Origin of the sequence: Roseburia sp. 1XD42-34, assembly GCF_009917385.1 — a bacterium.
GTDB lineage: Bacteria > Bacillota > Bacilli > Bacillales > Amphibacillaceae > Virgibacillus.
Genome location: NZ_QWLJ01000020.1, coordinates 31,954 through 55,216, shown reverse-complemented (window position 1 = coordinate 55,216; position 23,263 = coordinate 31,954). Strand labels below are relative to the sequence as shown.

Genomic DNA, 23,263 nt, shown 5'->3' with positions numbered 1-23,263 from the left:
ATTATCCTAGGTGCAAGGAGCCCGTAACCCCTACTTCGTGACTCGAGTAGATATAGAGAAGTCTAAGCGGAAAATAACGGCTCCTTTTTAAGTGAGGTCGCGCTATTGAAAAACTGCTCCTTCTATACCTAACATAGGTTTAAGGACTATGTAGCTAAATCTTAAGAAGTACCCATAATCTAGAAGCTGCTAGATAAGGGTAGATAGGATATTTTTCATCTAGGAGTTCACTAACTTTACTTGATCCCGGAAATCCCTTTTTCCATATCTAACATCATTGGATATAACTATCTTCCACATCTTACCTCTATCATGAATTCACTAATCGAAAACACGGAGAATTGAATTCACGTTACTTTTTTATTGCTTTTTGCCTCAAGTAACCATAATTTTCTGTTCCGCTAATTTGACAAGCTTTCAACATTTTAACTTTCGTACTTAATAATCTTCCATTCATTTCTCCAAAGTTACTATTATTCAACTTTAAATTCATTCCAATCAGTTTACATAATAATAATATAGTAATCTAAATAATTTCCACAACTAGCATTTAGAAAAAAATATAATTTTTTACAACCTATCATTTTTTGTTATCATCCTCCCATTATGGATTTGAATTAAACCGTACTACCTTCATCTATATCTTCCATACCAAAGCTGTTTGTCTAAGTCCAATATAACATTATGATTTATAGAGTAAAAAGAATGAAGTGTGCTCTAAGAAGTCAAAAACCGTTGCATATATTTTAATTTGAATTCGGAGCTAATTCTTCGTAATTTTAATTAGTCTTGGAGGGGAATTACCATGCCAAGAATATGTCATATGATAAGTTTCTGTTAGTTCAATTAAATCCCATGTTGATTTAGTTTCTACTTGGATATCAACAACTTGGTTCTTTTCAGTCTTCACGGAAATATAAAATTCATTCTCTTTGGAGTATTTGTCGACTATTTCGGCAGATGAAATTTCCTTTGTGTGTATTAAGAAATATGTTCCACTATAATAGGTAACCATCATTCCTATAATAGAAAGTGAAAAACAAGTTATAATTTTCCGTTTTTTATTCACTCGCTCTCCACCTTTGCATATTGAATTTTAACAGTGCGTTTTGTATATTGTAAAAAACAGCGATTGATATAATAAAGTGCAACTTCAATCCATGCATCCCTGCTGATGGTTAGAGGCACGAATCGGGCGTATTTAGGTGTTGTTATATCCAACTTAGACTTGTTGTTGTACAGATTTTATTCAACTTCTGAAGTGGGAGTCTTGCAGCACATTATATACGGAATAAAGCTAAGGGTAATCGTCTAGCCTTTAGCTTTTAAAATCATCTAGGAAATCTTTTTGGAAGCTTGTCGTCGGTTGTTGTGCTCCTTCAGAAATGTCATCTTCTAATCGAATAAATGGATTTTTGCCGTATTTACTGGATAAGTGCTCAATTGCTTCGTACAACTTCTCTTTCTCTGCTTCATTTTCATATGTGAATAAGTCAAGCTGTTTGGCGAGCTGTTGCTGCTCTTCTAAATCCCCTACCGTAATTCCTAATAAGCGAATTGGCTCCAAATTCCAATGTTTTTGCAGTAGATCATTAGCTTCTAGCAAAATATCTTTTTTATCATATAAATAATAATGAAGCTTTTTGCTTCTCGTAATAGTGCGGCGATCGTGGTATCGAATCATTAGCTGCACACTTCTGCCAACAGTTCGTTTTCGTTTCATTCGTTGTTCTACTTTGCTTGCTAGGGCTTGTAACAATGTATATATTTCCTTATCATCCGTCGTATCATGAGCCAATGTTTTCGAATTACCAATGCTTTTGAAATCATAAATGGCATCAGGATCGACTGGCCGATTGTCGATGCCATTTGCCCTATTATGTAAACGTTCTCCATTAATACCAAGAAGTTGTTTTAAGTGGTATACATCTTTTTTTGCCAAATCACCAATCGTATAAATGCCTGCTGTATTTAGTTTCGCTGCTGTTTTCTCACCAACACCATACATCTCGCCAATCAGGAGTGGCCATAATTTAGTCGGCAATTCCCGCTTCCTTAAAATAGTAAGTCCAAGTGGCTTTTTCATATCTGAAGCCATTTTAGCAAGAAATTTATTGGGAGCAATCCCAATACTGCACGGCAAATCAAGCTCTGTTAATACTCGCTGTTGTAATTGTGTTGCCAAATCAACCGCATGTACTTCTTTCGCTGCTTCTGTAACATCCAAATACCCTTCATCAATAGACACGGGCTGGACAATAGGGGTATACTCAGAAAATATTTTAAACACTGATTTCGATGCTGCTCGATAACGAGGGAAATTAGGGGGCATAACAATTAACTCTGGACATAATTTTTTAGCTTGCCACACATTCATCGTTGTTTTAACTCCTTTGGCACGAGCTTCATAACTGCTCGTTACAACAATTCCCCTCCTTTCTTCTGGATTACCGGCAATGGCTAGAGGTTTACCTTTAAGATTTGGGTTATAAGCCATTTCAACAGAAGCATAAAAGCTATTCATATCTACATGAAAAATAATTCTCCTCTGTTTATGCACTGCTTCATTCATCTTGATTACTCCTTTATGAAGTAATTTAAACTAAACCCCTCTAAGCCTAAGCAAAACGTACTTAGAGAGGCTGATTTTTAGTTTTTAGCTGCCTCTTGAATAATGGCGGTCACAAGTTTCGTAACCTCCACTAAGTCTTTCACTTTTATTCGTTCATTCGTTGTATGAATTTCTTCATAGCCGACAGCTAAATTAACTGTAGGTATACCATGTCCAGAGATTACGTTAGCATCACTACCTCCACCGCTTTGCAGTAATTGACTTTTTTTACCAATTGTTTGGGCTGCCTTTTTTGCAACTTCAACCACTTTATCTCCGGCCTGCTGCTTAAACCCTGGATACATCACCTTAACTGTAACTTCCGCAGCGCCACCAAGTTCTTTAGCAGTACTCTCAAACGCTTCCTTCATTTTGGCAACTTGTGCTTCCATTTTTTCTGGAACAAGCGATCTTGCCTCTGCAAGTATTTCCACATGGTCTGCTACAATATTCGTTTGTTTTCCACCTTCAAAGCGACCAATATTAGCAGTTGTTTCCTCGTCAATTCTGCCTAATGGCATCTTAGCAATCGCTTTTGCAGCTAATGTAATTGCCGAAATTCCCTTTTCCGGTGCGACACCAGCATGTGCGGTTTTTCCTTTAATAATCGCATGAAGCTTTGCTTGTGTCGGTGCTGCAACAACGATGTCCCCAACTTCCCCATTACTGTCCAGTGCATAGCCATAACTAGCATGAAGTAAAGAAGTGTCTAAAGCTTTTGCGCCTACTAGTCCAGACTCTTCGCCAACAGTTATAATAAATTGGATATCTCCATGACTGATGTTTTCTTCGTTGATGACGCGAATGGCTTCCAGAATAGCCGCTAAACCAGCTTTATCATCTGCACCTAGAATGGTTGTACCGTCTGAGGTAATCCATCCATCTTTGATGTTCGGTTTAATATTTTTTCCTGGTACGACCGTATCCATATGTGAGGTGAAGTAAATGGTTTCAGCGCTCGAAAGATCCCCTTTCCAGTTACAAATTAAGTTTCCTGCACCATGACCTGTAGTTGGTTTACTATTATCTTCAATTACTTCAAGGCCTAACGCTTCAAATTTATTTTTTAATACCGACGCTATTTGTTCTTCATTCCCAGTTTCTGAATCAATTTGTACAAGTTCTAAAAATTCATCTACCAAACGATGTTCATTAACCATGTAAATCATCCTCTTTCATTTCTTTATCATAATGGGATATTCCCATGTTTTTTTACGGGAGACACCACTTGTTTATCCTTTAGCATCTCCAATGCCGCGATTATTTTTCCTCTCGTTTCTCTTGGATCAATCACATCATCGACTAAGCCTAATTCTGCAGCTTCATAAGGTGTAGCAAAGCGTTTCTTATATGTAGAAATTTTTTCCTTCATCAGTGAAATTGGATCTTTACTTATTGATAGTTCTTTGGTATACAATATGGACACTGCACCTTCTGCGCCCATCACAGCAATTTCTGCATTTGGCCATGCAAACACAATATCAGCACCAATGGACTTGCTGCTTAACGCAACATATGCTCCACCATACGCTTTACGCAAAATGATAGTTATTTTGGCTACAGTAGCTTCTGCGTAAGCATAAAGTAGTTTGGCTCCATGTCTAATAATACCTTGATGTTCTTGGTTTACTCCAGGAAAGAATCCAGTTACGTCAACCAATGTTACTACAGGGATTTGGAATGCATCGCAGAAACGAATAAACCGAGCAGCTTTATCACTCGCATCTAAATCCAAACTACCTGCTAAATACCTCGGCTGATTTGCAACAATCCCAACCTTTTTTCCTCCAATACGCACAAACCCGACGACAATATTCTTGGCAAAATGGGCATGCACTTCCAAAAAACTAGACGGATCTACAATCGATTGAATGACTTGCTTGACATCGTAGGACGTTTTACTTTCTACAGGTACTATTTTCATTAAATCATTTTCTTTAGCAGAATCATAATGAAACGGTAAGACAGAGGAACGCCCCTGTGCTGACGACATATATGAAATTAAGCGGCGAACTATATCCAATGCTTCTTTTTCCGTTTTGGCAATGAAATGTGCGTTACCGCTTTTGCTATTGTGAATGAAAGCCCCACCAAGTTGTTCTGCAGTGATTTTTTCTCCTGTAACCTGTTCAATAATTTTCGGACCAGTAATGAACATTTGTGATGTATCTTGGACCATAATCACAAAATCTGTAATCGCTGGTGAATATACAGCTCCACCTGCACTTGGTCCTAAGATGACAGAAATTTGCGGTATAACGCCTGAATAGCGAACATTACGGCGAAAAATTTGCCCATAGCCATCTAAGGCTGCTACACCTTCCTGAATGCGGGCCCCGCCTGAATCAATTAATCCAAGAAACGGGCTGTTATTTTGAGCAGCTAAATCTAACACAGCAGCAATTTTTTTGCCATGCATTTCACCAAGCGTCCCACCCATAACAGTAAAATCTTGAGCATAAATATATACGGCCTCTCCATCTATTTTACCATAACCTGTAACAACTCCATCACCATATGCATGGTTTTCTGTTAATACTCCATTTTTAATAGAACGTTGTGTTATAAACGGATACAGTTCAATAAAGGTTTCTGCATCCAACAAATAGGAAATACGTTCACGGGCAGTCAATTTTCCTTTTTTATGCTGTTGCACGATTCGCTGCTCTCCCCCACCTAGCTTTGACCTGCGCCGTTTTTCGTACAACTCGTTTAACTTATCATACATGTCCATTTCTATTTGCCTGCCTCTCACAAAATTCAAACAGAACGCCATGCGCTGCAACTGGATGGATGAAAGCAACGCGCTTGCCCCATGCTCCTTTTTTTGGGTAATTATTTAGTAATGGAACGTTGCTTCGCTCCCATATTTTGATATGATGATGTAACTGATCTACTTCTATTGCTACATGATGGATGCCTCCCCCGTGTTTCTCAATATAGTTAAAAACAGGAGAATGCTCATCCAATGGTTCCATTAATTCCAGAAAACATTCACCAATTGGTAAAAAAGCAACCAATACGCCCTCTTCTTCCATTATTTCCTGTCTTACAACCTGTAACCCAAGAACTTCTTTGTAAAAAGGCAAGACCTCTCCAATAGAACGTACAGCAATGCCAATATGCGCAATTTGTTTGGATACCGATAAACGCCCGTTCATCATCTTCCCCCTTTAACTAGCTTATATATCATGCATATTTATCAATTCATTTAAACAGACCTCGTTTAATAAAAATAACACTTCAAACTCTTGTCCAATTGCTAGTTTCAAGGTAAAATAAAGCTATTACCAGAACATATATAATTTCATAACATGCGATGGTTGTTCGAATTAAGAATAGCACTGGAAAAACATGATGTTTTTTACATGAGTTAGTTTGCTCCATTCTTCAAATTAAACGAAGGCTTGCATGTTATATTACACTTTTTTAATCCATGTTATATAGTTTGTATTAATGAGCCTGAGTAAACCATCTTTATGATAAATTGAATGTATGTAAGGGGGATCTATATGTCTCGACAATCAAAGCGACAACGTAGAACTAAAATTGTTGTATATATTATGATTATTGCAATGCTTCTTTCTACTTTGACAGCAGGACTGGCGTTGTTTATTTAGTTCTTTTTAAATCTATTAGGAAATCTAAACGCCCGCTTCAGAAACAGAAAATAATCTCTGTTTCTGAAGCGGGCGCTTGTTGTCTACTGTCTAATCGCCTAATATTGCATTAACTCTCCATCTGCTTCTTTTTTCTCACAATATCGCTTTCTTTATATTTCAATTTTACAATCAAATAATCTTCAATATCATGCAGTAGCCGAAATAAATTAGCTCTTGTCTCGAATTCCTCTTTAGAGCAAGGAAGATCTTCCTCATCAAACTCTTTACGTAGGTTTTCTAATTTTTCTAGATAGATGATAGCTGTATTTCCTGGATGCACAGCCTCCGATAAAGATTCAAAAAAGTTGGCTATTTTTTCTGAAATAGTATCTTTTTTAGGCAGTCTGGTAACTAAAGGCAACATCCGTTGCAACAATTCAAACTGGCGAGTACGCATTTTGAAATAGTCACGATAGATATGCTTACTTCGTAATAGGTGATTTTCCTTATCCCGCTCTACTAAATCATTTGCCTCTTCTAAGATCTCTCCAATTCTTGTTATTTCTTTGCCATCCCAATCAATATTTTTATTTCGGACATAAAGCGCAATTTCATGCAAAATAAATTGAAAATTTCTCTCCAATTCTTGTTGTTTTTCTTTTAGTTTACGATCTAAGCTTGGCATATATAAATTCATGACAAGTCCTGTTCCAATTCCGACAACAATTAATAAGAATTGGTCCACTAAAAAATCGAAATCTAAATAGTGCGCTCCATATAAATTTAAAATAATCACACTGCTAGTAGCAATACCTTGCGTAATTTTAAGAAGGACAGTTACCGGAATAAAAACCATTAATAACAAACCAACCACGATTGGATGATAGCCAATAAAATGAAAGAAAGCAATGGAAAACACAGATGCAATAATACAGGCTAAAAACCTGTTCCAAGCGCTTAAAAAAGATCGCTTTCTTGATGGTTGAATACATAAAATGGTTAAAATACCTGCAGAAACGAAATTAGTAACTCCTAACAATTGTGCAATCCAAATAGCGATTGGAGTTCCGATAGCTGTTTTTATCGTTCGATACCCAATCTTCAAGCGTCATTCTCCTTTAAAATTAGTTCATAATTGTCTTTCACTCATGGTTGGAAGTTCATTCATTTAGCCGTGAGTTGACCAAAATCCAGCCGTTTTTCTAAGCTATTCCACCTCTCATAACGTAAAAACAGGCTGACCTATAAATAGTGACAGCCAGCCCTTTCTTACTTTATCATGCACCTACACTTCTTCACAATGTTTTTCAAAAATTTCTTGCAAACTTCTAATCACATCAATCGCATTATGACCTTCAATGTCATGACGCTCCAACATGGTGACAATTTTTCCGTCTTTCAGAAAAGCAAAGGATGGTGAGGATGGTGGGTATCCTTCAAAGTACGTCCTTGCTCTTTCTGTAGCTTCTTTATCTTGGCCAGCAAACACGGTAACTAAATGATCTGGACGTTTATCATAATGAACTGCATTTGCAGCAGCTGGTCTAGCAATACCACCAGCACACCCACAAACCGAATTAATCATAACCAGAGTTGTTCCTTTGCGCGACAGAGCTTCATCAACAGCTTCTGGAGTAGTAAGTTCTTCATAACCTGCTTCTCTTATATCTTCTCTTGCAGCGTTGACCACATCATTCATAAATATGTTAAAATCCATAAAAAATCAAACCCCTTATTATAATGATACTTTATAACCTTGTTGTTAGAATACCAGTACTAAAACAATATTTCAATTAAATGCATTTGCTAGTTAAAGTATCTTTTTTATGATGACTTACGATATATGAAGCTCCTGTCATAACTATTTTCTTTAAGCTTAGAATGAAATGCATTGCTTGTTAATCACTCAGCTGTAATTGTAAACCGACAGCCATCTATCAGCTTATTTACAATTAATGTCAATCACCTTACTGTTTCCGATGTATCTATCACTAGAAACAGCAGGTTATACTTATTTAATAAACATTCACCGTTTGTGCATTCATTTGTTCTAAAATAGCTTTCACGTGAGCTAAAAATTGACCGCAAATTAATCCATCTAAAATTCGATGATCTAAAGATAATGATAAATTAACCATGTCTCTTGCAGCGAACATATTATTGACAATCATGGGTCGTTTAACGATCGACTCCACTTGTAAAATAGCCGCTTGTGGGTAATTGATGACTCCCATAGAGTGAATGGAACCAAATGAACCGGTATTATTGACTGTAAATGTGCCGTCTTTCATATCATCTGCAGTTAATTTACCTGTCCGAGCTTTAACAGCTAATTCATGAATTTGCTTTGCTATCCCTTTAATGCTTTTATCGTCAGCATGATGGATAACAGGTACAAACAGCTCTTGCTCTTTTGCTACCGCGATAGAGATATTCACATCTTTACGTTGGATGATTTTATCCTCTGCCCATGTACTGTTAAGCTGCGGAAATTCTTTTAACGCTTGGGCTACAGCTTTCACAAAAAAAGCGAAAAAGGTCAACCCGTAGCCTTCTTTTACTTTAAAGTCATCTTTTATCGCATTTCGATACGTTACCAAGTCCGTTACATCTACTTCCACTGTCATCCAAGCATGCGGTATTTCTTGTGTTGAGCGTACCATATTTTGCGCAATGGCTTTTCGTACTCCAGTAACAGGAATTTCGATATCGCCAGGATACGTATTTGGTTTTGGTGTAGCAGAAGGTTTGGCAAGCTGTTGAGATACTTGTTCTTCCGTTTTAAAATCGGGCTGCTCTTTACTAGGCGTAGGAATTTTTCCAGAAGCAATGATTTTCTCCACATCTTTTCTAGTAATTCTTCCCGATTTACCGGTACCTGCTACCTGTTCTAGATTAATATCATGTTCTTGAGCGAGACGTAATACTGCAGGAGAGTAACGCTTTTTCATCGACTGATCGGTCACAGGTATGGCTTCCTCCTGTTCTGTTTTTTCTGATTCAGGCTGGCTTTCTTCTTCTATTTCCTCAGACTCTCCACCTGTATCGATATAACACATCAATTCGCCTACTTCAATAGTGTCTCCTTCTTTAGCAACTAATTCCTTTATCGTTCCACTATAAGAGGAAGGGACCTCTGCATTGACTTTATCTGTCAGAACCTCTGCAATCGGATCATACTTATTCACTTCATCTCCAACCTGAACGAGCCAAGAACTTACGGTGCCTTCCGTTACACTTTCACCAAGCTGTGGCATGTTGATTTTTTCTATCGCCATTGTTTAACCTCCTAACAGCAAATTAAAATTCCGCTAATTCACGCATTGCTTTTTCTACTTTATCCGGATTCATCATAAAGAACTTCTCCATTGTTGGTGCATATGGCATAGAAGGAACGTCTGGACCTGCCAGCCGTTGTACAGGTGCATCCAAATCAAATAAACAATGCTCGGCAATGATTGCCGCTACTTCGCCAATAATACTTCCTTCTTTGTTATCTTCTGTAATTAAAAGCACTTTTCCAGTTTTTTTCGCCGCATTAATAATTGCTTCTTGATCTAAAGGATACACCGTTCGTAGGTCTAAAATGTGGGCACTAATTCCTTCTTCAGCTAGTTTTTCTGCTGCCTGTAGAGCAAAGTGGACACAAAGACCGTATGTAATGACGGTGATATCGGAACCTTCTCGCTTTATATCAGCTTTGCCAATTGGTAGAACGTAATCCTCTGCTGGTACTTCCCCCTTCAATAACCTATACGCACGTTTATGTTCAAAAAAGAGTACCGGGTCATTGTCACGAATAGCTGCTTTTAATAAGCCCTTCACATCATACGGTGTAGAAGGCATAACTATTTTTAATCCTGGTTGATTAGCAAATACTGCCTCTACTGATTGGGAGTGATAAAGTGCCCCATGGACACCTCCGCCATAAGGAGCACGAATGGTCATCGGCACATGCCAATCATTGTTAGAACGATAGCGAATTTTGGCTGCTTCGGAAATGATCTGATTAACTGCCGGCATAATAAAGTCTGCAAATTGCATTTCCGCAACAGGACGCATACCGTACATTGCCGCGCCTATACCGACTCCTGCAATAGCTGATTCTGCAAGTGGCGTATCCAGCACTCTTGCTTCGCCAAATTCTTCATATAGACCATCGGTAGCACGAAAAACCCCACCTTTTTTACCAACATCTTCCCCTAAAACAAACACATTCTCATCTCGTTGCATCTCTTCACGTAAAGCAGTAGTTACTGCTTGAATATAAGACATTACTGGCATTGTATTTCCCCCTCCTTACTTTTCATAAACAAATTTTAATGCATCTTCCGGTTCAGCATATGGGGCATTCTCTGCATAGTCAGTTGCTTCGTTTACTTCTTTCTGAATCGTTTCATTCATTTCTTTTTCCAATTGGTCCGTTAAAACGCCTGCATCTTTTAAATACTTTGCAAACGTGACGATGGAATCTTTTTTCTTTGCTTCATCTACTTCTTCACTATTCCGATACAACCGATCATCATCATCGCTGGAATGAGCTGTTAGACGATAAGAAACAGCTTCTATTAATGTCGGGCCTTCTCCGTTCATTGCTCGTTCACGTGCTTGTTTCACAGCATCATAAACTGCTAACGGGTCATTTCCATCTACCATAACTCCTGGCATACCGTACGATTGTGCTCGCTCAGCCACCGTTTTGCTAGCAATTTGTTTTTCGATAGGGACAGAAATGGCATACTGATTGTTTTCTACCATTGTAATAACAGGAAGTTTATGTACTCCTGCAAAATTCAATCCTTCATGAAAATCACCTTGGTTAGAAGACCCTTCGCCTAATGTTACAAACGAAACAATAGGATCCTGCTTCATTTTAGCAGCTAATGCGACGCCGACTGCATGTGGAAGCTGTGTCGTTACCGGTGATGAACCTGTCAGTATCCGATTTTTCTTTTGCCCGAAGTGACCAGGCATTTGTCTTCCACCAGAGTTTGGGTCCTCGGCTTTAGCAAAGCCAGATAGCATTAAATCTGTAGTCGTCATACCAAACGCCAGCACGACCCCCATGTCACGATAATAAGGAGCAACATAGTCCTTTTCTCGATTTAACGCAAACGCTGCTCCGACTTGCGCAGCCTCCTGTCCTTGACAGGATATAACAAATGGAATTTTCCCAGCACGGTTAAGCAACCACATTCGTTCATCAATTTTTCGGGCAAGTAACATCACTCGGTAAATATCCAAAACCTGCTTATCCGTAAGTCCTAAAGTTTGATAGTCTTTTTCTGACATAAAAAGTTCCCTCCTTCAATTATTTATCCATGTATTTGGTTTCCATCGACAGCAAGTGCTGCTTCACCAAACACCTCTGCTAAGGTTGGGTGTGGATGAATAGAGTGCGCAATCTCCCATGGAGTAGCATCAAGCACTTTTGCTAAACCAGCTTCAGAGATCATATCGGTTACATGAGGTCCAACCATATGGACGCCTAATAGATCATCATTTTGTTTATCAGCAATGATTTTCACAAAACCATCTGTTTCTCCGTAAACAAGTGCTTTTCCAATTGCCTGAAAAGGAAATTTTCCTACTTTTACGTCATAACCTCGTTCTTTCGCTTGTTTTTCGGTTAAACCGACACTTGCTACTTCGGGGTTCGAGTAGATGCAGGAAGGTACTTGCAAATAGTCAATAGGCAATGGGGCTTGATTTGCCATATGTTCTACAGCAACTATACCTTCATGTGAGGCAACATGGGCAAGTTGCATACCACCGATAACATCACCAATAGCATAGATATGTGTTTCTTTTGTTTGATAAAATGCATTGGTCTGAATCACGTCATGGTCTACAACAATATCCGTGTTTTCCAGACCTATATTACTTATATTCGCCTTTCGACCTACAGATACAAGCATTTTATCTGCTTGAAATGATTGCTTTTCACCATTTATTTCTGCTTCCAAAGTAATCTGACTGTCTTTTTGGATAGTATCTGCCAATACTTTTGCTCTCGTTACGAACGACACTCCTTTTTTCTTCAGTAATTTTTGTACCTCGTTCGCAATTGCCTCATCTTCGGTAGATAAGATGTGCTCCGCATATTCGATAACTGTCACTTCGACATCAAAATCAGCTAGCATCGACGCCCATTCAATTCCTATGACGCCCCCACCGACAATCAGGATCGAATCTGGTAACTCCGTTAATCGCAATGCATCATCTGATGTCATCACAAAGGAATGATCCACTTCTAACCCCGGCAATGTTTTGGGCTCTGATCCAGTGGCAATTAATACATTCTTGGGAATAAGCATCGTATTCTCTTGATCGTTACCATGTTCAATAGAAATGGTTCCAGCCATTGGAGAAAATATACTCGGACCTAAAATACGACCATGACCATAGTATGTATCAATTTTTCCTTTTTTCATTAATCCTTTAACGCCTTGGTGCAATTGGTCGACTATTTTCTGCTTTCTCGCTTGTACGAGAGGGAATTTTAGCGTTGTTGATTCCGTTTCTACTCCGAACAAAGCTGCCTCTTTCGTCTGCCTGTATACTTCAGCACTGCGCAACAATGCTTTTGAAGGAATACAACCTCGATGTAAGCACGTACCCCCTAGCTCCCTTTTCTCTACAACAGCTACTTTCATTCCAAGCTGCGAGGCGCGGATTGCAGCTACGTAACCGCCCGTTCCACCTCCAAGTACGACTAAATCATATTCTGTTGCCAATTTATTCACTCCTTTTTATCATGCCTGGCCTGGATAGACCTTTGGCTTCTCTTCTCCACGCAATACCCGTAGTACACCTTCATTTAAAGCTTGCAACTCATCCTCGCCTGGATAAACAACGGTATCAGCTATCCAATCCACTCGATCTATAATCATATTGGTAAAAGATTTGCCATATGCTAGACCGCCCGTCAACACGATAGCATCCACATTGCCATGTAATACAGAACTCATTGCAGCAATTTCTTTAGCGACTTGATAAGCCATTGCTTCATAAATTTGTTTAGCATATGTATCACCACAAGCAATTCGTTTTTCAACTTCTGTAGCATCACTCGTTTGTAAATAGCCCATTAATCCGCCATTACCAACAATTTTACGCATGACCTCTTCTAAGTAATATTGCCCTGAAAAGCACATTGAAACTAAATCACCAACTGGCACCGTACCTGCTCTCTCAGGAGAAAAAGGTCCTTCTCCATGCAAACCATTGTTCACATCAATCACTCTTCCATGATGATGAGCACCAATGGTTATCCCGCCTCCCATATGTGTCACAATGAAGTTCATTCCTTCGTACGTTCCATCTAACTGTTTGGCAACTCGGCGGGCAACTGCCTTTTGATTAAGTGCATGAAAAATACTTTTTCTAGGTATTTCAGGTATACCGGAATAGCGTGCTATATCAGCTAGCTCATCCACTACGACCGGGTCTACAATATATGCTGAAATATGGAGTGCAGAAGCAATTTCATTTGCAATAATGCCGCCCAAATTTGAAGCGTGATGCCCATTATAGCCCATTTCCAAGTCAGCTAACATTGCTTTATTCACTTCATACGTTCCACCTGCTATAGGCCGAATTAAACCGCCTCGAGCACAAACCGCATCCAGTTTAGAGATGTTAATTCCTTCATAATCAAGTTGCTCCAATATAACAACTTTACGAAAAGATTTCTGTTCACTGATGGACTGAAAACCTTGTATTTCCTCCACAGCATGTCGAATTGTTTTTTCGAATATACACCCTTCATTATCGAACACACCAATTTTGGTCGATGTTGAACCAGGGTTGATAACAAGGGTCCTAAAGATAGCCTGCAATACACATCGCTCCTCATGTATTTTCGCTTTGCATTTTGACAATGAAGCCATCCGTGGAGAAATAAGCCACGGATGGTGGAGTTAGCTTATCTTCTACTTAAAATATGGTGACTATTTAATAAAAACTGGCTTCTGGAACGATATTCAGACTTAATTCTTTCTTCTGCCATCCGATCAGCAGCTAGATAAGTAGGAATATGGTCACGTTTAGCAATGGAAAACACTTTTTGTAAGCTGTCATAAATGGTTTCTACCTTTTTCATTGCTCGGTCATAATTATACCCTTGTAATTCATCGGCAACATTGATCACTCCACCAGAATTAATGACATAATCAGGAGCATAAATAATTCCCTGCTTGTGAATCATATCACCATGTCGTGACTCTTTCAATTGATTGTTAGCAGAACCAGCTATCACTTTTGCTTTCATTCTTGGAATGGTCTCATCATTAATCGTTGCACCTAACGCACATGGTGCATAAATATCACAATTTACATCATAAATCGCATCTGGCTCAACTGCTTCAGCAGCGAAATCATCTACTGCTCGCTGTATCGCTGCCTGATTAATGTCAGTAACGACCAAGCGTGCTCCTTCTTTATGTAGATGTTCACAAAGTGCATAGGCGACGTTACCTACACCTTGTACAGCGATCGTCTTCCCGGTTAATGAATCATCGCCAAATGCTTCCTTAGCAGCTGCCTTCATCCCCTTATAAACCCCGTACCCAGTTACTGGAGAAGGATTTCCAGAAGAGCCTGATTCAGGGGAAATACCAGTTACAAAATCTGTCTCCATATGAATAAGATCCATATCATGTACTGTTGTTCCTACATCCTCAGCTGTGATATAGCGCCCATTTAGTCCTTGAATATAACGCCCAAACGCACGAAACATTTCTGGATTCTTATCTGTTTTCGGATCCCCAATAATAACTGTTTTTCCACCGCCTAAATTTAAGCCGGCAGCAGCATTTTTATACGTCATTCCTTTAGCTAGCCGAAGCGCATCCTCAAGAGCTGCTTCTTCAGTTTCATACGTCCACATTCTTGTACCACCTAAAGCAGGACCTAAAGTTGTATCATGAATAACAATGATTGCTTTTAAACCAGAGTTCTTGTCCTGACAAAATACGACCTGTTCATAATCATCATGTTCCATATAACGAAATAGTTCCATTAAAGTTCCCTCCTATTTGGTGTAGCTGTCATAATTGCAAGGGACAGCGAATATAATTTACTTTCGATTGGATCAGCTCGTGACGTTAACACAATTGGTGCTTTAGCTCCACTAATAATTGCCGCTACTTTTGCTTGTGCATAATACACAAATGATTTGTATAAGGCGTTACCCACCTCAATGGAAGGAACGAGGAGTATATCTGCATCTCCAGCAACTTCAGATGAAATTCCTTTTTGAGCTGCAGCATCTTTAGAAACAGCATTGTCAAAAGCTAGCGGACCATCAAGGAGACAGTTTTCGATTTGTCCTCTCCGTTGCATTTGTGTTAATGCCGCTGCATCAACTGTGGATGGCATTGCAGGATTAATTACTTCTACTGGTGCTAAAGCAGCTACTTTAGGTAGGCTGATACCAATATTTTGTGCCACTTTCACTGCATTTTTAACGATGGTTGCCTTTTGTTGAATATCTGGAGCAATATTCATAGCAGCATCTGTTAATAGTACTAATTTTTCTTGACTTGGGACTTCAAATGCTGCCACGTGAGACAAAACCTTCCCCGTTCGCAAGCCTTGCTCTTTGTGTAGCACTGCTTGCAAGACCTTTTTAGTCGGTATTTTCCCTTTCATAACAATATCTGCTTGCTCTTGCTTCACAGCGCGGATGGCTGATTGTGCTATGTTTGTCATATCAGTTTCATGTTTAATAGTGACTTTTTCTCGCCAATTATACAAATCAAGCCCAATTTGTTTCGCTAACTCCATGATTTTCAGTTCATCGCCAACTAATAAAAACTGACATAAATCTTCTTCCAATGCCATTTTTACAACCTGCAAAATATTCTCGTCTTCGGCATTTGCTACAGAGACGACTTTTTTATCTTCCTTTTTAGCGGCAAATTTTAATTCTATCAAACTGTCCATATGATCCTCCTTACGATTCGCTCCACAGTCATATAGCAAATTATGTGCCAAAACCCACAAGTTGAAAGCGTTTCATTTGCCAGAATTTAGTCTGCAATAAATTTCATAAACCTGCATTTTATTGCAGGTCAGGTTTTGCAATCTGGTACTTTTCCACCTTATAATAAAGATTTCGAATCGAGATTTGCAATTCCTTAGCTGTTTTCGTTTTATTATAGTCATTGCGTTCATAAACCTGTTGAATATAATTTTTTTCATATTGTTCTATAGCACGTTGCAAAGGTTGGTGGTTTGCTTTAATAGGGGACGAAAAAGTATGGTCTGCAACCACACTCGTTAAATTTGGCAAATGCGATTGCTGAATCACTTTTTCATGTATTCCCATATAGATCATAGCTCTACCAAGTACGTTCTCCAGTTCGCGAATATTGCCTGGCCAATGATAATTCTTTAAAACCGCTAAAGCTTCTTCGGATAGATCTTGCACGTCTCTACCATAATCTTGATTAATCTTTGTAATAATATGCTTAGCCAGTAGAGAAAGATCAGAGAGTCTGTCTTTTAAAGGCGGAATAAATATAGGCAAGCGATTTAACCGATAGTAAAGATCTTCCCGAAACGTTTTGGCCATGATCGCTTTTTCCAAGTTCACATGGGTAGCTGTAATCACCCGCACGTTTATTGTAATCGGTGTTGTTCCTCCTACGCGAACAATTTCATTTTCTTGCAGAACGCGTAGTAATTTGGCTTGCATATGCAAGGATAGCTCACCAATTTCATCTAAAAAAATGCTGCCATTATCCGCTTCTTCAAACAGACCTTTCTTTCCCCCCCGTTTAGCACCGGTAAAGGCTCCTTCTTCGTAACCAAATAGTTCACTTTCTAAAATCGACTCTGCGATAGCTGCACAGTTTACACGAATAAACTTATAATGTTTACGGTCGCTTTCATTGTGGATCGCATGAGCAAACAATTCTTTCCCTGTTCCAGAAGCACCTCGAAGCAAAACGGTAGCAGGTGTTCTCGCACCTACTTTTGCTTGTTCTAAAGCAATTTTCATTTCCGATGAAGTACCAATAATATCGTCAAATGTATATTTTGCTTCTAAATTACGAATGATTTGGCGTGCGCGTTTTAATTCATTCGTTAATGATTGCACTTCTGATATATCATGCAGTACACCAACACTACCTTTCAATTTTCCGTCTACAATAACCGGAGCCACATTGACATAGACTTCCTTTTTATTCGGGCCGACCTTCATCAACACTCCCCTCACCGCTCTTCTTGTTTGTAGGACGCGCATATGTACACTTTCACCTTCAGAAATATCAGTAGTTGCTGGCTTCCCAATCACATCTGTTTCAGCTAAGCCAGTTATTTTAGTATAGGCAGGATTAATCATTAAACCTAGCCCCTGTTCGTCTACAACGCTTATAGCTTCATCAGAAGAATGAATAATAGCCTCTAACATCGTTTTGATTTCTTTTAAGTCGGTATTTTCCTCCGCTAAATGGACGACTTCTGTAATATCTTTAAAAACAGCAAAAGCGCCTAAAAGACGGTTATCCGCACGAATAATAGGAATTCGTGTTGCAATAATTTGCTTACCATTTTCCAATGTTAATTTCTGATTAATTTCTCGTCTTCGGCTTTTTAACACTTCAGGCAGTCTAGTATTTTTAATGATGTTTTCAATTCGTTCCCCTTCTAGTTCACTTTTAGCTAGGTCAATAATCGTTTCCGCACTTTTATTGACAAAAGTAACGATGCCATAATTGTTCACGACAATCATACCGTCACGTATATTGTTTAAAATTAAATTTTGATTTTGCATTTGCAGTGCTATTTTTTCTAAAAGCTCCTGCTTTTCATCAAACAGTTCAGAAATAATATAAGCAACTGTTCCAGGAATAACAACTGTTTTTCGTTCCCGTCGCTCTAATAACTCTTCTAGCACATGTTCATTACCAGTTGCTTCAATGATGATGTCAATATCTTTGTCAACCCATTGTTTCCACGATTGACTCACAGGGATGTCCGATTCTTTGGCCATCTCGATACCTGGAGCAGATAGATTAGTGTCAATTACAGCAACCACTTTCATCGTATGTGTAGCGTTTAAAATATTTAGTAACACACTTCCACCTTTACCAGCACCAACGATAAGAACGCGCTTCATTTCCCCACCATCCCATATTGCACTATTTTGCATATTTCTATCTTACGTTAGTATGCAAAGTAATGCAATTGTGATTTATCTTCAAATTTGTCAATACTTTTTTACGTTATATTTCTTTCCTCGTCGATTTTGTTTGACCTCTAGTTCTATAAAAAGCCTTTAGTGTTATGTCCAATAGCTCTCCGTAAGCTATCTTCGTTTTCCATGACCGTCCTTCTTCACTGACTGAGCAAAACAATTTTTAGTATTTTAAAGTCAAAGATGAGTTGTATATATTTTCTGTTTTTTGCAAATGACAAATCCTTATTTGAAATGGTAGTTACCCGCAGGTCATTTGATTCATTCCCTTAATTAGAGCCACTAGACGTCAAAACGCGTTATGTATGATGCGATTTAGCCTATAGTATTTACAGTAATACAATTCATAGGGATAAGAGAGTCCATAAAGGATTAGAGCTTTACTTTATTTCTTTTTATATATTTTTTTGCTATACTGAACGTGACATTAATGGAGGGAAATATGGGATGGTTCGAATCATAGCTATAATTCTGTTATTTATTCCTGGCGTGGTTGCAGCAATTGGAATAAAATTGATGAGAGACACATTGTTTGCTTCTTTTTATCCAATATTTTTTCATAACAGTATCCAATTTATCGTTGGACTTATTTTATTTTTAGCTGGACTAGCCTTTATCGGTGGGTTTATTATCCATCGGGATCGAAAACGCCAAAGAACTCAACAACTGAAAAAAAAATGTTATGCAGATGGGGAATAAGCACCCATCTTTTTTTATATAGGGAACGGACTTCGCGAAATCGCCCTACGATAAGACGTCATTGATATTGCTAAACGGACGTTTTCGTCCTTGTTCTTTTTATGCGACATATAATCTTAATCCTACTCGTTGGTGAAATTTATTTTATCACTTCTTGAACATAAAATTATTTTCCACATAACGAACCATTTTTTAATTACAGTTGCTGTTTATTTATTTTTAATGTGCAAAATAAACTGAATTTATGATATGATGAAAAATAAAAATACAGCGGGAGGAATTTGGCGTGAAAGTAGCAAAATTTGGAGGAAGCTCTGTCGCTAGTGCAAAACAGATAAAAAAAGTTGCCGATATTATTAAGATGGACCTCCAAAAGAAATTTATTGTCGTTTCCGCACCTGGAAAACGATACAAAACAGATAAAAAAATAACAGATATGTTAATTGAACTATGGGATGCCCACGAACAAGGCACTTCCGTAAACCAATATATAGATCCTATTATGCGAAGATTTGCTGAAATTATCGAACAGCTTGAGTTATCTGCTTCTATTTTAGATAATATTAAACAAACCATTGAAAATCAGTTACATAATGATGCTAATCCTGCAGAAAGGTTGGATGCATTAAAAGCTGTTGGCGAAGATAGTTCAGCTAAAATTCTGAGCGCATACCTTGCTTCTTGTGGTTTAAATGCGCGCTATTTGAACCCTCACGATGCTGGTGTGACGGTAAGCGATGAACCGGGAAATGCAAAAATATTGCCAGAAAGCTTTAAAAAAATTTATAGTTTACGATCAACAAAAGAGATTTTAGTAATTCCTGGATTTTTTGGCTATACAAAAGAAGGTAAATTAATTACTTTCTCACGTGGAGGTTCTGATATTACTGGTTCCATTATTGCTGCAGGGATTAAAGCAGACCTATACGAGAATTATACCGATGTAGACTCCGTCTATGCTGTTAATCCGTCAATTGTACACAATCCTAAGAAAATCACTACGCTTACTTATAAAGAAATGCGCGAATTATCTTACGCGGGATTTTCAGTGTTTCATGATGAAGCGCTCATCCCAGCTTACCGCGAAGAAATACCTGTATGTATTAAAAATACGAACAATCCTCAAGCGCCAGGAACATTAATTGTTTCTGAGAAAAAGCCAAGCGAGAAGTGTGTTGTCGGGATCGCCAGCGACACAGGGTTTTGCAGTATATACATCAGTAAATACTTAATGAATCGGGAAATTGGTTTTGGTCGAAAAGTATTTTCTATCTTAGAAGATGAAGGTATTTCTTTTGAGCATGCACCATCAGGCATAGATGATTTGTCAATCATTATTCGTGAAAAGCATTTACCTCTAGAAAAAGAGAAGCAAGTATTGAAACGCATTCAAAAAGAACTGCAACCAGACCTAATTTCAATTCATCGGAATCTGGCTATGATCATGATAGTTGGTGAAGGACTTGTCCGCACAATTGGCGTTGCTCAAAAAGCAACGTCTGCTATTTCCAGTGCAAATGTAAATATTGAAATGATTAACCAAGGTTCCTCAGAAGTTTCCATGATGTTTGGAATCAAAGCAGAAGATTTGGAAAAAGCTGTACAATCATTATACACTGCTTTTTTTGTAAAATAAGAATGGTTTACATGTTACACGCAATAGGGAAATTGTCAAATTTCTCTATTCTAAAAAACATATCCGCCTTCAATGGAGGATATGTTTTTTAGCTTTTAGAGCAATATTAGCTTGCTTTATGCTCCAAACGTAGATGATCAGCCACCATGGCAATGAATTCACTATTCGTTGGTTTTGCTTTGGAAATACTGATCGTATATCCAAACAAGTCAGAAATGGAATCAATGTTCCCCCTGCTCCACGCTACTTCAATAGCATGTCGAATTGCCCGTTCTACACGAGAAGCTGTTGTGTTATATTTCTTAGCTATATCCGGATATAAAACCTTGGTAATCGAACCAAGGAGCTCAATATCATTAAAGACCATCGTAATCGCTTCTCGTAAATACATATAACCTTTAATATGAGCTGGAACACCAATTTCATGAATAATATTCGTTATACTTGCTTCTAAATCCTGTTTTTTCTTCTCTTTTCGCTGGACTTTGGAAACACCTGTTGAATAAACAGCAGTTCCCTGTACTTGTCTAATTTGTTCAGCTAAGTTATCTAAGTCAAAAGGTTTCAAAATAAAATAGGCTGCTCCAAGATCCACTGCTTTTTTCATTACTTCTTCCTGACCGAAAGCTGTTAACATAATGACATGCGGTGTTTTTCCACCTGAAGAACGCAATGTGTTTAGCACGGCAAGCCCATCCACATGAGGCATAATAATATCCAACACCAACACATCCGGCTCCATATCTTCAAGCATCGTTAAACAGTCTCTTCCGTTAAAAGCTGTCCCAATTACTTCAATATCCGCCTGCTCTTCAAAATAGTCTTCCATTAGTTTGATCAATTCACGATTATCATCCACTAAACAAATTTCAATCTTTTCCACAATAGCTCCTCCTTTTATGTAATACATAACTTCTCACTATTTTACATATTCTACACAAATCACAAATATCCTTCTTTTAATTAAAAAACTTTGGTTTTTTTGAAATTTGCTTTGTTTTTCTCTGTTTTACTCAAAAATACGATTATATTCGATAAATATAGACATATGCTTGTCGAAAAATATTTATTATTTCATAATTATAACATATCTATTTTTTACTACCGCTAAAAATATGAGTTTCTTGACACAAATTAATGCATTCCTTTACAAAAATAAGTGGTTTTAGCTGAAAAGAAAAAAGACTTGAATTGGAGAAGTTTCCAAAACAAGTCCTTACTTTAGCTTACCTTTTTTAATGATGATCCATTTTTAGGAACATTAATACCAGCTTCTTGTAGCATAAACTCAATGTGGACACCATAGCCAGACGTTGGATCATTAACGAACACATGCGTTACTGCGCCAATAATTTTTCCATTTTGGATAATAGGGCTTCCACTCATTCCTTGCACAATTCCACCCGTTTTATTCAGTAACTCCTTATCCTTTATTTGAATAACCATTCCTTTAGTAGCTGCATTTGTCTGCGGCACGCTACTGACGATTTCTACATCGTATGCTTCAACCTTTTCTCCCTCAAGTACCGTTAAAATTTTTGCAGGACCTTCTTGCACTTCATGAGGTTTAGCAATAGGCATTGGTTTACGAGCATCCTCCAAATTTTGATTCAGCTCTCCAAATATGCCAAATGGACTATTTTTTGTAATAGAACCAATTTTATTATCTGTCGGCGAAAATGTGGCTTGCTTTTCTCCGGGAATTCCATTATTACCTTTTTCAATTGACGTTACCGAAGAACGAACAATTGCACCATTGTTAATTTCTATCGGCTTTTTCGTATCCATATCCGAAATCACATGGCCGAGTGCTCCGTATTTTTTTGAGCTTGGATCATAAAAAGTCATCGTTCCTATCCCAGCTGCTGAATCACGAATATACAATCCAATTTGGTAATTTTTACCTTGTTGATCTAATGCAGGTTTTAACTCCGTAGAGATCGTTTTTTCTCCACGTTTTAATTTTATATCCAATGGATGATTTGTTTCCCCAGCTTGTTTAACAAACGGTTTAACATCATTCATTGTTTTAATTTCTTTACCATCAATTTCTAAAATAACATCCCCCACCTGAATATCAGCTTTTTCTCCTGGAGAGATGCCACCTGATTTTCCTTTTACTACATGATGTCCTACAACTAAGACACCTTTTGTTTGTAGTTGAACGCCGATGGATTGCCCTCCAGGGATTATCTTTTTATCATCATGCGCTTCTGCTTTTGCTTGGTGGAAAGATAAACCGGTAAGCTCAGCTAGTGATAGATCTTTTGCAGTGGTATTTCCAGCACCGGTATCAGTTAAAGTGGATGCTGCCTGCGAAGGCTGACTTTTAAATGGAATTATTTGTTGCGTAAAAAAAGGAAATGCAAGCAGGGCAATAATTGTGACTATGCCAATGCGTATTTTGTTGTGCTTTCTTTCCAAATTCATTCACTCTCCTCTTTCCATACCCAAACCACCTTTATATCTGTACCTTTAATTTAAGCTTTTTCACGTTGTTTTAAACT

At 38.1% G+C, this 23,263-nt stretch carries 20 protein-coding genes; 3 read left to right on the top strand and 17 right to left on the bottom strand.

Annotation, left to right across the window (positions count from 1 at the left end; genetic code table 11):
• Window positions 1-763 precede the first annotated feature (763 nt).
• The 5 genes from D1839_RS12130 to mce all read right to left on the bottom strand — a co-directional run bounded on the left by D1839_RS12130 (window position 764) and on the right by mce (window position 5,772).
• Window positions 764-1,069, bottom strand: a complete 306-nt coding sequence (locus tag D1839_RS12130) for a hypothetical protein (protein WP_120380171.1) — start codon at window positions 1,067-1,069, stop codon at window positions 764-766.
• Window positions 1,070-1,318: 249 nt separating this feature from the next.
• Window positions 1,319-2,572 carry a DNA polymerase IV gene (locus D1839_RS12125; RefSeq protein WP_120380170.1) on the bottom strand — a complete coding sequence of 418 codons (1,254 nt, stop codon included), beginning with the start codon at window positions 2,570-2,572 and terminating at the stop codon, window positions 1,319-1,321.
• Window positions 2,573-2,649: 77 nt separating this feature from the next.
• Window positions 2,650-3,771, bottom strand: coding sequence for a M20/M25/M40 family metallo-hydrolase (locus tag D1839_RS12120; protein ID WP_120380169.1), 1,122 nt, complete (start codon window positions 3,769-3,771; stop codon window positions 2,650-2,652).
• Window positions 3,772-3,797: 26 nt separating this feature from the next.
• Window positions 3,798-5,345: an acyl-CoA carboxylase subunit beta gene (locus D1839_RS12115; protein WP_120380168.1), complete on the bottom strand. Its 1,548-nt coding sequence runs from the start codon at window positions 5,343-5,345 to the stop codon at window positions 3,798-3,800.
• A complete protein-coding gene (mce, locus tag D1839_RS12110) occupies window positions 5,332-5,772 on the bottom strand; it encodes a methylmalonyl-CoA epimerase (protein WP_120380167.1) in 441 nt (146 codons plus the stop codon). The genes D1839_RS12115 and mce overlap by 14 nt, the downstream gene beginning before the upstream one ends.
• A gap of 351 nt (window positions 5,773-6,123) precedes the next feature.
• Here mce and prli42 point away from each other — a divergent pair, with 351 nt between their 5' ends.
• Window positions 6,124-6,231 carry a stressosome-associated protein Prli42 gene (gene prli42, locus D1839_RS12105; RefSeq protein ID WP_199690104.1) on the top strand — a complete coding sequence of 36 codons (108 nt, stop codon included), beginning with the start codon at window positions 6,124-6,126 and terminating at the stop codon, window positions 6,229-6,231.
• A gap of 109 nt (window positions 6,232-6,340) precedes the next feature.
• On the opposite strand, the gene D1839_RS12100 is transcribed toward prli42, so the two are convergent.
• The 10 genes from D1839_RS12100 to D1839_RS12055 all read right to left on the bottom strand — a co-directional run bounded on the left by D1839_RS12100 (window position 6,341) and on the right by D1839_RS12055 (window position 18,343).
• Entirely contained in the window at window positions 6,341-7,318 is a 978-nt protein-coding gene (locus tag D1839_RS12100; RefSeq protein WP_120380165.1) for an aromatic acid exporter family protein, read from the bottom strand.
• 180 nt (window positions 7,319-7,498) lie between these two features.
• On the bottom strand, window positions 7,499-7,930 hold the full coding sequence (locus D1839_RS12095) for a BrxA/BrxB family bacilliredoxin (RefSeq protein WP_120380164.1): 432 nt from the start codon (window positions 7,928-7,930) through the stop codon (window positions 7,499-7,501).
• A gap of 298 nt (window positions 7,931-8,228) precedes the next feature.
• Window positions 8,229-9,491: a dihydrolipoamide acetyltransferase family protein gene (locus tag D1839_RS12090; RefSeq protein WP_120380163.1), complete on the bottom strand. Its 1,263-nt coding sequence runs from the start codon at window positions 9,489-9,491 to the stop codon at window positions 8,229-8,231.
• Between the two features lie 22 nt (window positions 9,492-9,513).
• Window positions 9,514-10,497: an alpha-ketoacid dehydrogenase subunit beta gene (locus D1839_RS12085; RefSeq protein WP_120380162.1), complete on the bottom strand. Its 984-nt coding sequence runs from the start codon at window positions 10,495-10,497 to the stop codon at window positions 9,514-9,516.
• A gap of 15 nt (window positions 10,498-10,512) precedes the next feature.
• Window positions 10,513-11,505, bottom strand: a complete 993-nt coding sequence (locus D1839_RS12080; protein WP_120380161.1) for a thiamine pyrophosphate-dependent dehydrogenase E1 component subunit alpha — start codon at window positions 11,503-11,505, stop codon at window positions 10,513-10,515.
• A gap of 23 nt (window positions 11,506-11,528) precedes the next feature.
• Entirely contained in the window at window positions 11,529-12,950 is a 1,422-nt protein-coding gene (gene lpdA / locus D1839_RS12075) for a dihydrolipoyl dehydrogenase (RefSeq protein ID WP_120380160.1), read from the bottom strand.
• Between the two features lie 18 nt (window positions 12,951-12,968).
• Window positions 12,969-14,054, bottom strand: coding sequence for a butyrate kinase (buk, locus tag D1839_RS12070; RefSeq protein WP_199690103.1), 1,086 nt, complete (start codon window positions 14,052-14,054; stop codon window positions 12,969-12,971).
• A gap of 86 nt (window positions 14,055-14,140) precedes the next feature.
• The gene (locus D1839_RS12065; RefSeq protein WP_120380158.1) at window positions 14,141-15,235 is read right to left on the bottom strand and encodes a Leu/Phe/Val dehydrogenase; all 1,095 of its coding nucleotides are present in this window, start codon (window positions 15,233-15,235) and stop codon (window positions 14,141-14,143) included.
• On the bottom strand, window positions 15,235-16,161 hold the full coding sequence (gene yqiS, locus D1839_RS12060; RefSeq protein ID WP_120380157.1) for a phosphate butyryltransferase: 927 nt from the start codon (window positions 16,159-16,161) through the stop codon (window positions 15,235-15,237). Before yqiS ends, D1839_RS12065 begins: the two co-directional genes overlap by 1 nt.
• A 118-nt stretch (window positions 16,162-16,279) precedes the next feature.
• Complete coding sequence (locus D1839_RS12055; protein ID WP_120380187.1) at window positions 16,280-18,343, bottom strand: sigma 54-interacting transcriptional regulator; 2,064 nt, start codon at window positions 18,341-18,343, stop codon at window positions 16,280-16,282.
• Between the two features lie 525 nt (window positions 18,344-18,868).
• On the opposite strand from D1839_RS12055, the gene D1839_RS12050 reads away from it, so the two are divergent.
• Window positions 18,869-19,120, top strand: a complete 252-nt coding sequence (locus D1839_RS12050; RefSeq protein WP_120380156.1) for a DUF2627 domain-containing protein — start codon at window positions 18,869-18,871, stop codon at window positions 19,118-19,120.
• A gap of 286 nt (window positions 19,121-19,406) precedes the next feature.
• On the top strand, window positions 19,407-20,756 hold the full coding sequence (locus D1839_RS12045) for an aspartate kinase (protein WP_120380155.1): 1,350 nt from the start codon (window positions 19,407-19,409) through the stop codon (window positions 20,754-20,756).
• A gap of 106 nt (window positions 20,757-20,862) precedes the next feature.
• On the opposite strand, the gene spo0A is transcribed toward D1839_RS12045, so the two are convergent.
• Together spo0A and spoIVB are read right to left on the bottom strand one after the other, a co-directional pair.
• Complete coding sequence (spo0A, locus tag D1839_RS12040) at window positions 20,863-21,639, bottom strand: sporulation transcription factor Spo0A (RefSeq protein ID WP_120380154.1); 777 nt, start codon at window positions 21,637-21,639, stop codon at window positions 20,863-20,865.
• Between the two features lie 338 nt (window positions 21,640-21,977).
• Window positions 21,978-23,186, bottom strand: a complete 1,209-nt coding sequence (spoIVB, locus tag D1839_RS12035) for a SpoIVB peptidase (RefSeq protein ID WP_120380153.1) — start codon at window positions 23,184-23,186, stop codon at window positions 21,978-21,980.
• Window positions 23,187-23,263 lie beyond the last annotated feature (77 nt).

Coding starts and splice junctions, on each gene's coding strand:
- D1839_RS12095 (WP_120380164.1), bottom strand. CDS start 7,930: ATGGATTTTAACATATTTATGAATGATGTGGTCAACGCTGCAAGAGAA.
- D1839_RS12080 (WP_120380161.1), bottom strand. CDS start 11,505: ATGTCAGAAAAAGACTATCAAACTTTAGGACTTACGGATAAGCAGGTT.
- mce (WP_120380167.1), bottom strand. CDS start 5,772: ATGAACGGGCGTTTATCGGTATCCAAACAAATTGCGCATATTGGCATT.
- D1839_RS12090 (WP_120380163.1), bottom strand. CDS start 9,491: ATGGCGATAGAAAAAATCAACATGCCACAGCTTGGTGAAAGTGTAACG.
- spoIVB (WP_120380153.1), bottom strand. CDS start 23,186: ATGAATTTGGAAAGAAAGCACAACAAAATACGCATTGGCATAGTCACA.
- D1839_RS12050 (WP_120380156.1), top strand. CDS start 18,869: ATGGTTCGAATCATAGCTATAATTCTGTTATTTATTCCTGGCGTGGTT.
- D1839_RS12125 (WP_120380170.1), bottom strand. CDS start 2,572: ATGAATGAAGCAGTGCATAAACAGAGGAGAATTATTTTTCATGTAGAT.
- prli42 (WP_199690104.1), top strand. CDS start 6,124: ATGTCTCGACAATCAAAGCGACAACGTAGAACTAAAATTGTTGTATAT.
- yqiS (WP_120380157.1), bottom strand. CDS start 16,161: ATGGACAGTTTGATAGAATTAAAATTTGCCGCTAAAAAGGAAGATAAA.
- D1839_RS12085 (WP_120380162.1), bottom strand. CDS start 10,497: ATGCCAGTAATGTCTTATATTCAAGCAGTAACTACTGCTTTACGTGAA.
- D1839_RS12055 (WP_120380187.1), bottom strand. CDS start 18,343: ATGAAGCGCGTTCTTATCGTTGGTGCTGGTAAAGGTGGAAGTGTGTTA.
- D1839_RS12065 (WP_120380158.1), bottom strand. CDS start 15,235: ATGGAACTATTTCGTTATATGGAACATGATGATTATGAACAGGTCGTA.
- D1839_RS12120 (WP_120380169.1), bottom strand. CDS start 3,771: ATGGTTAATGAACATCGTTTGGTAGATGAATTTTTAGAACTTGTACAA.
- D1839_RS12115 (WP_120380168.1), bottom strand. CDS start 5,345: ATGGACATGTATGATAAGTTAAACGAGTTGTACGAAAAACGGCGCAGG.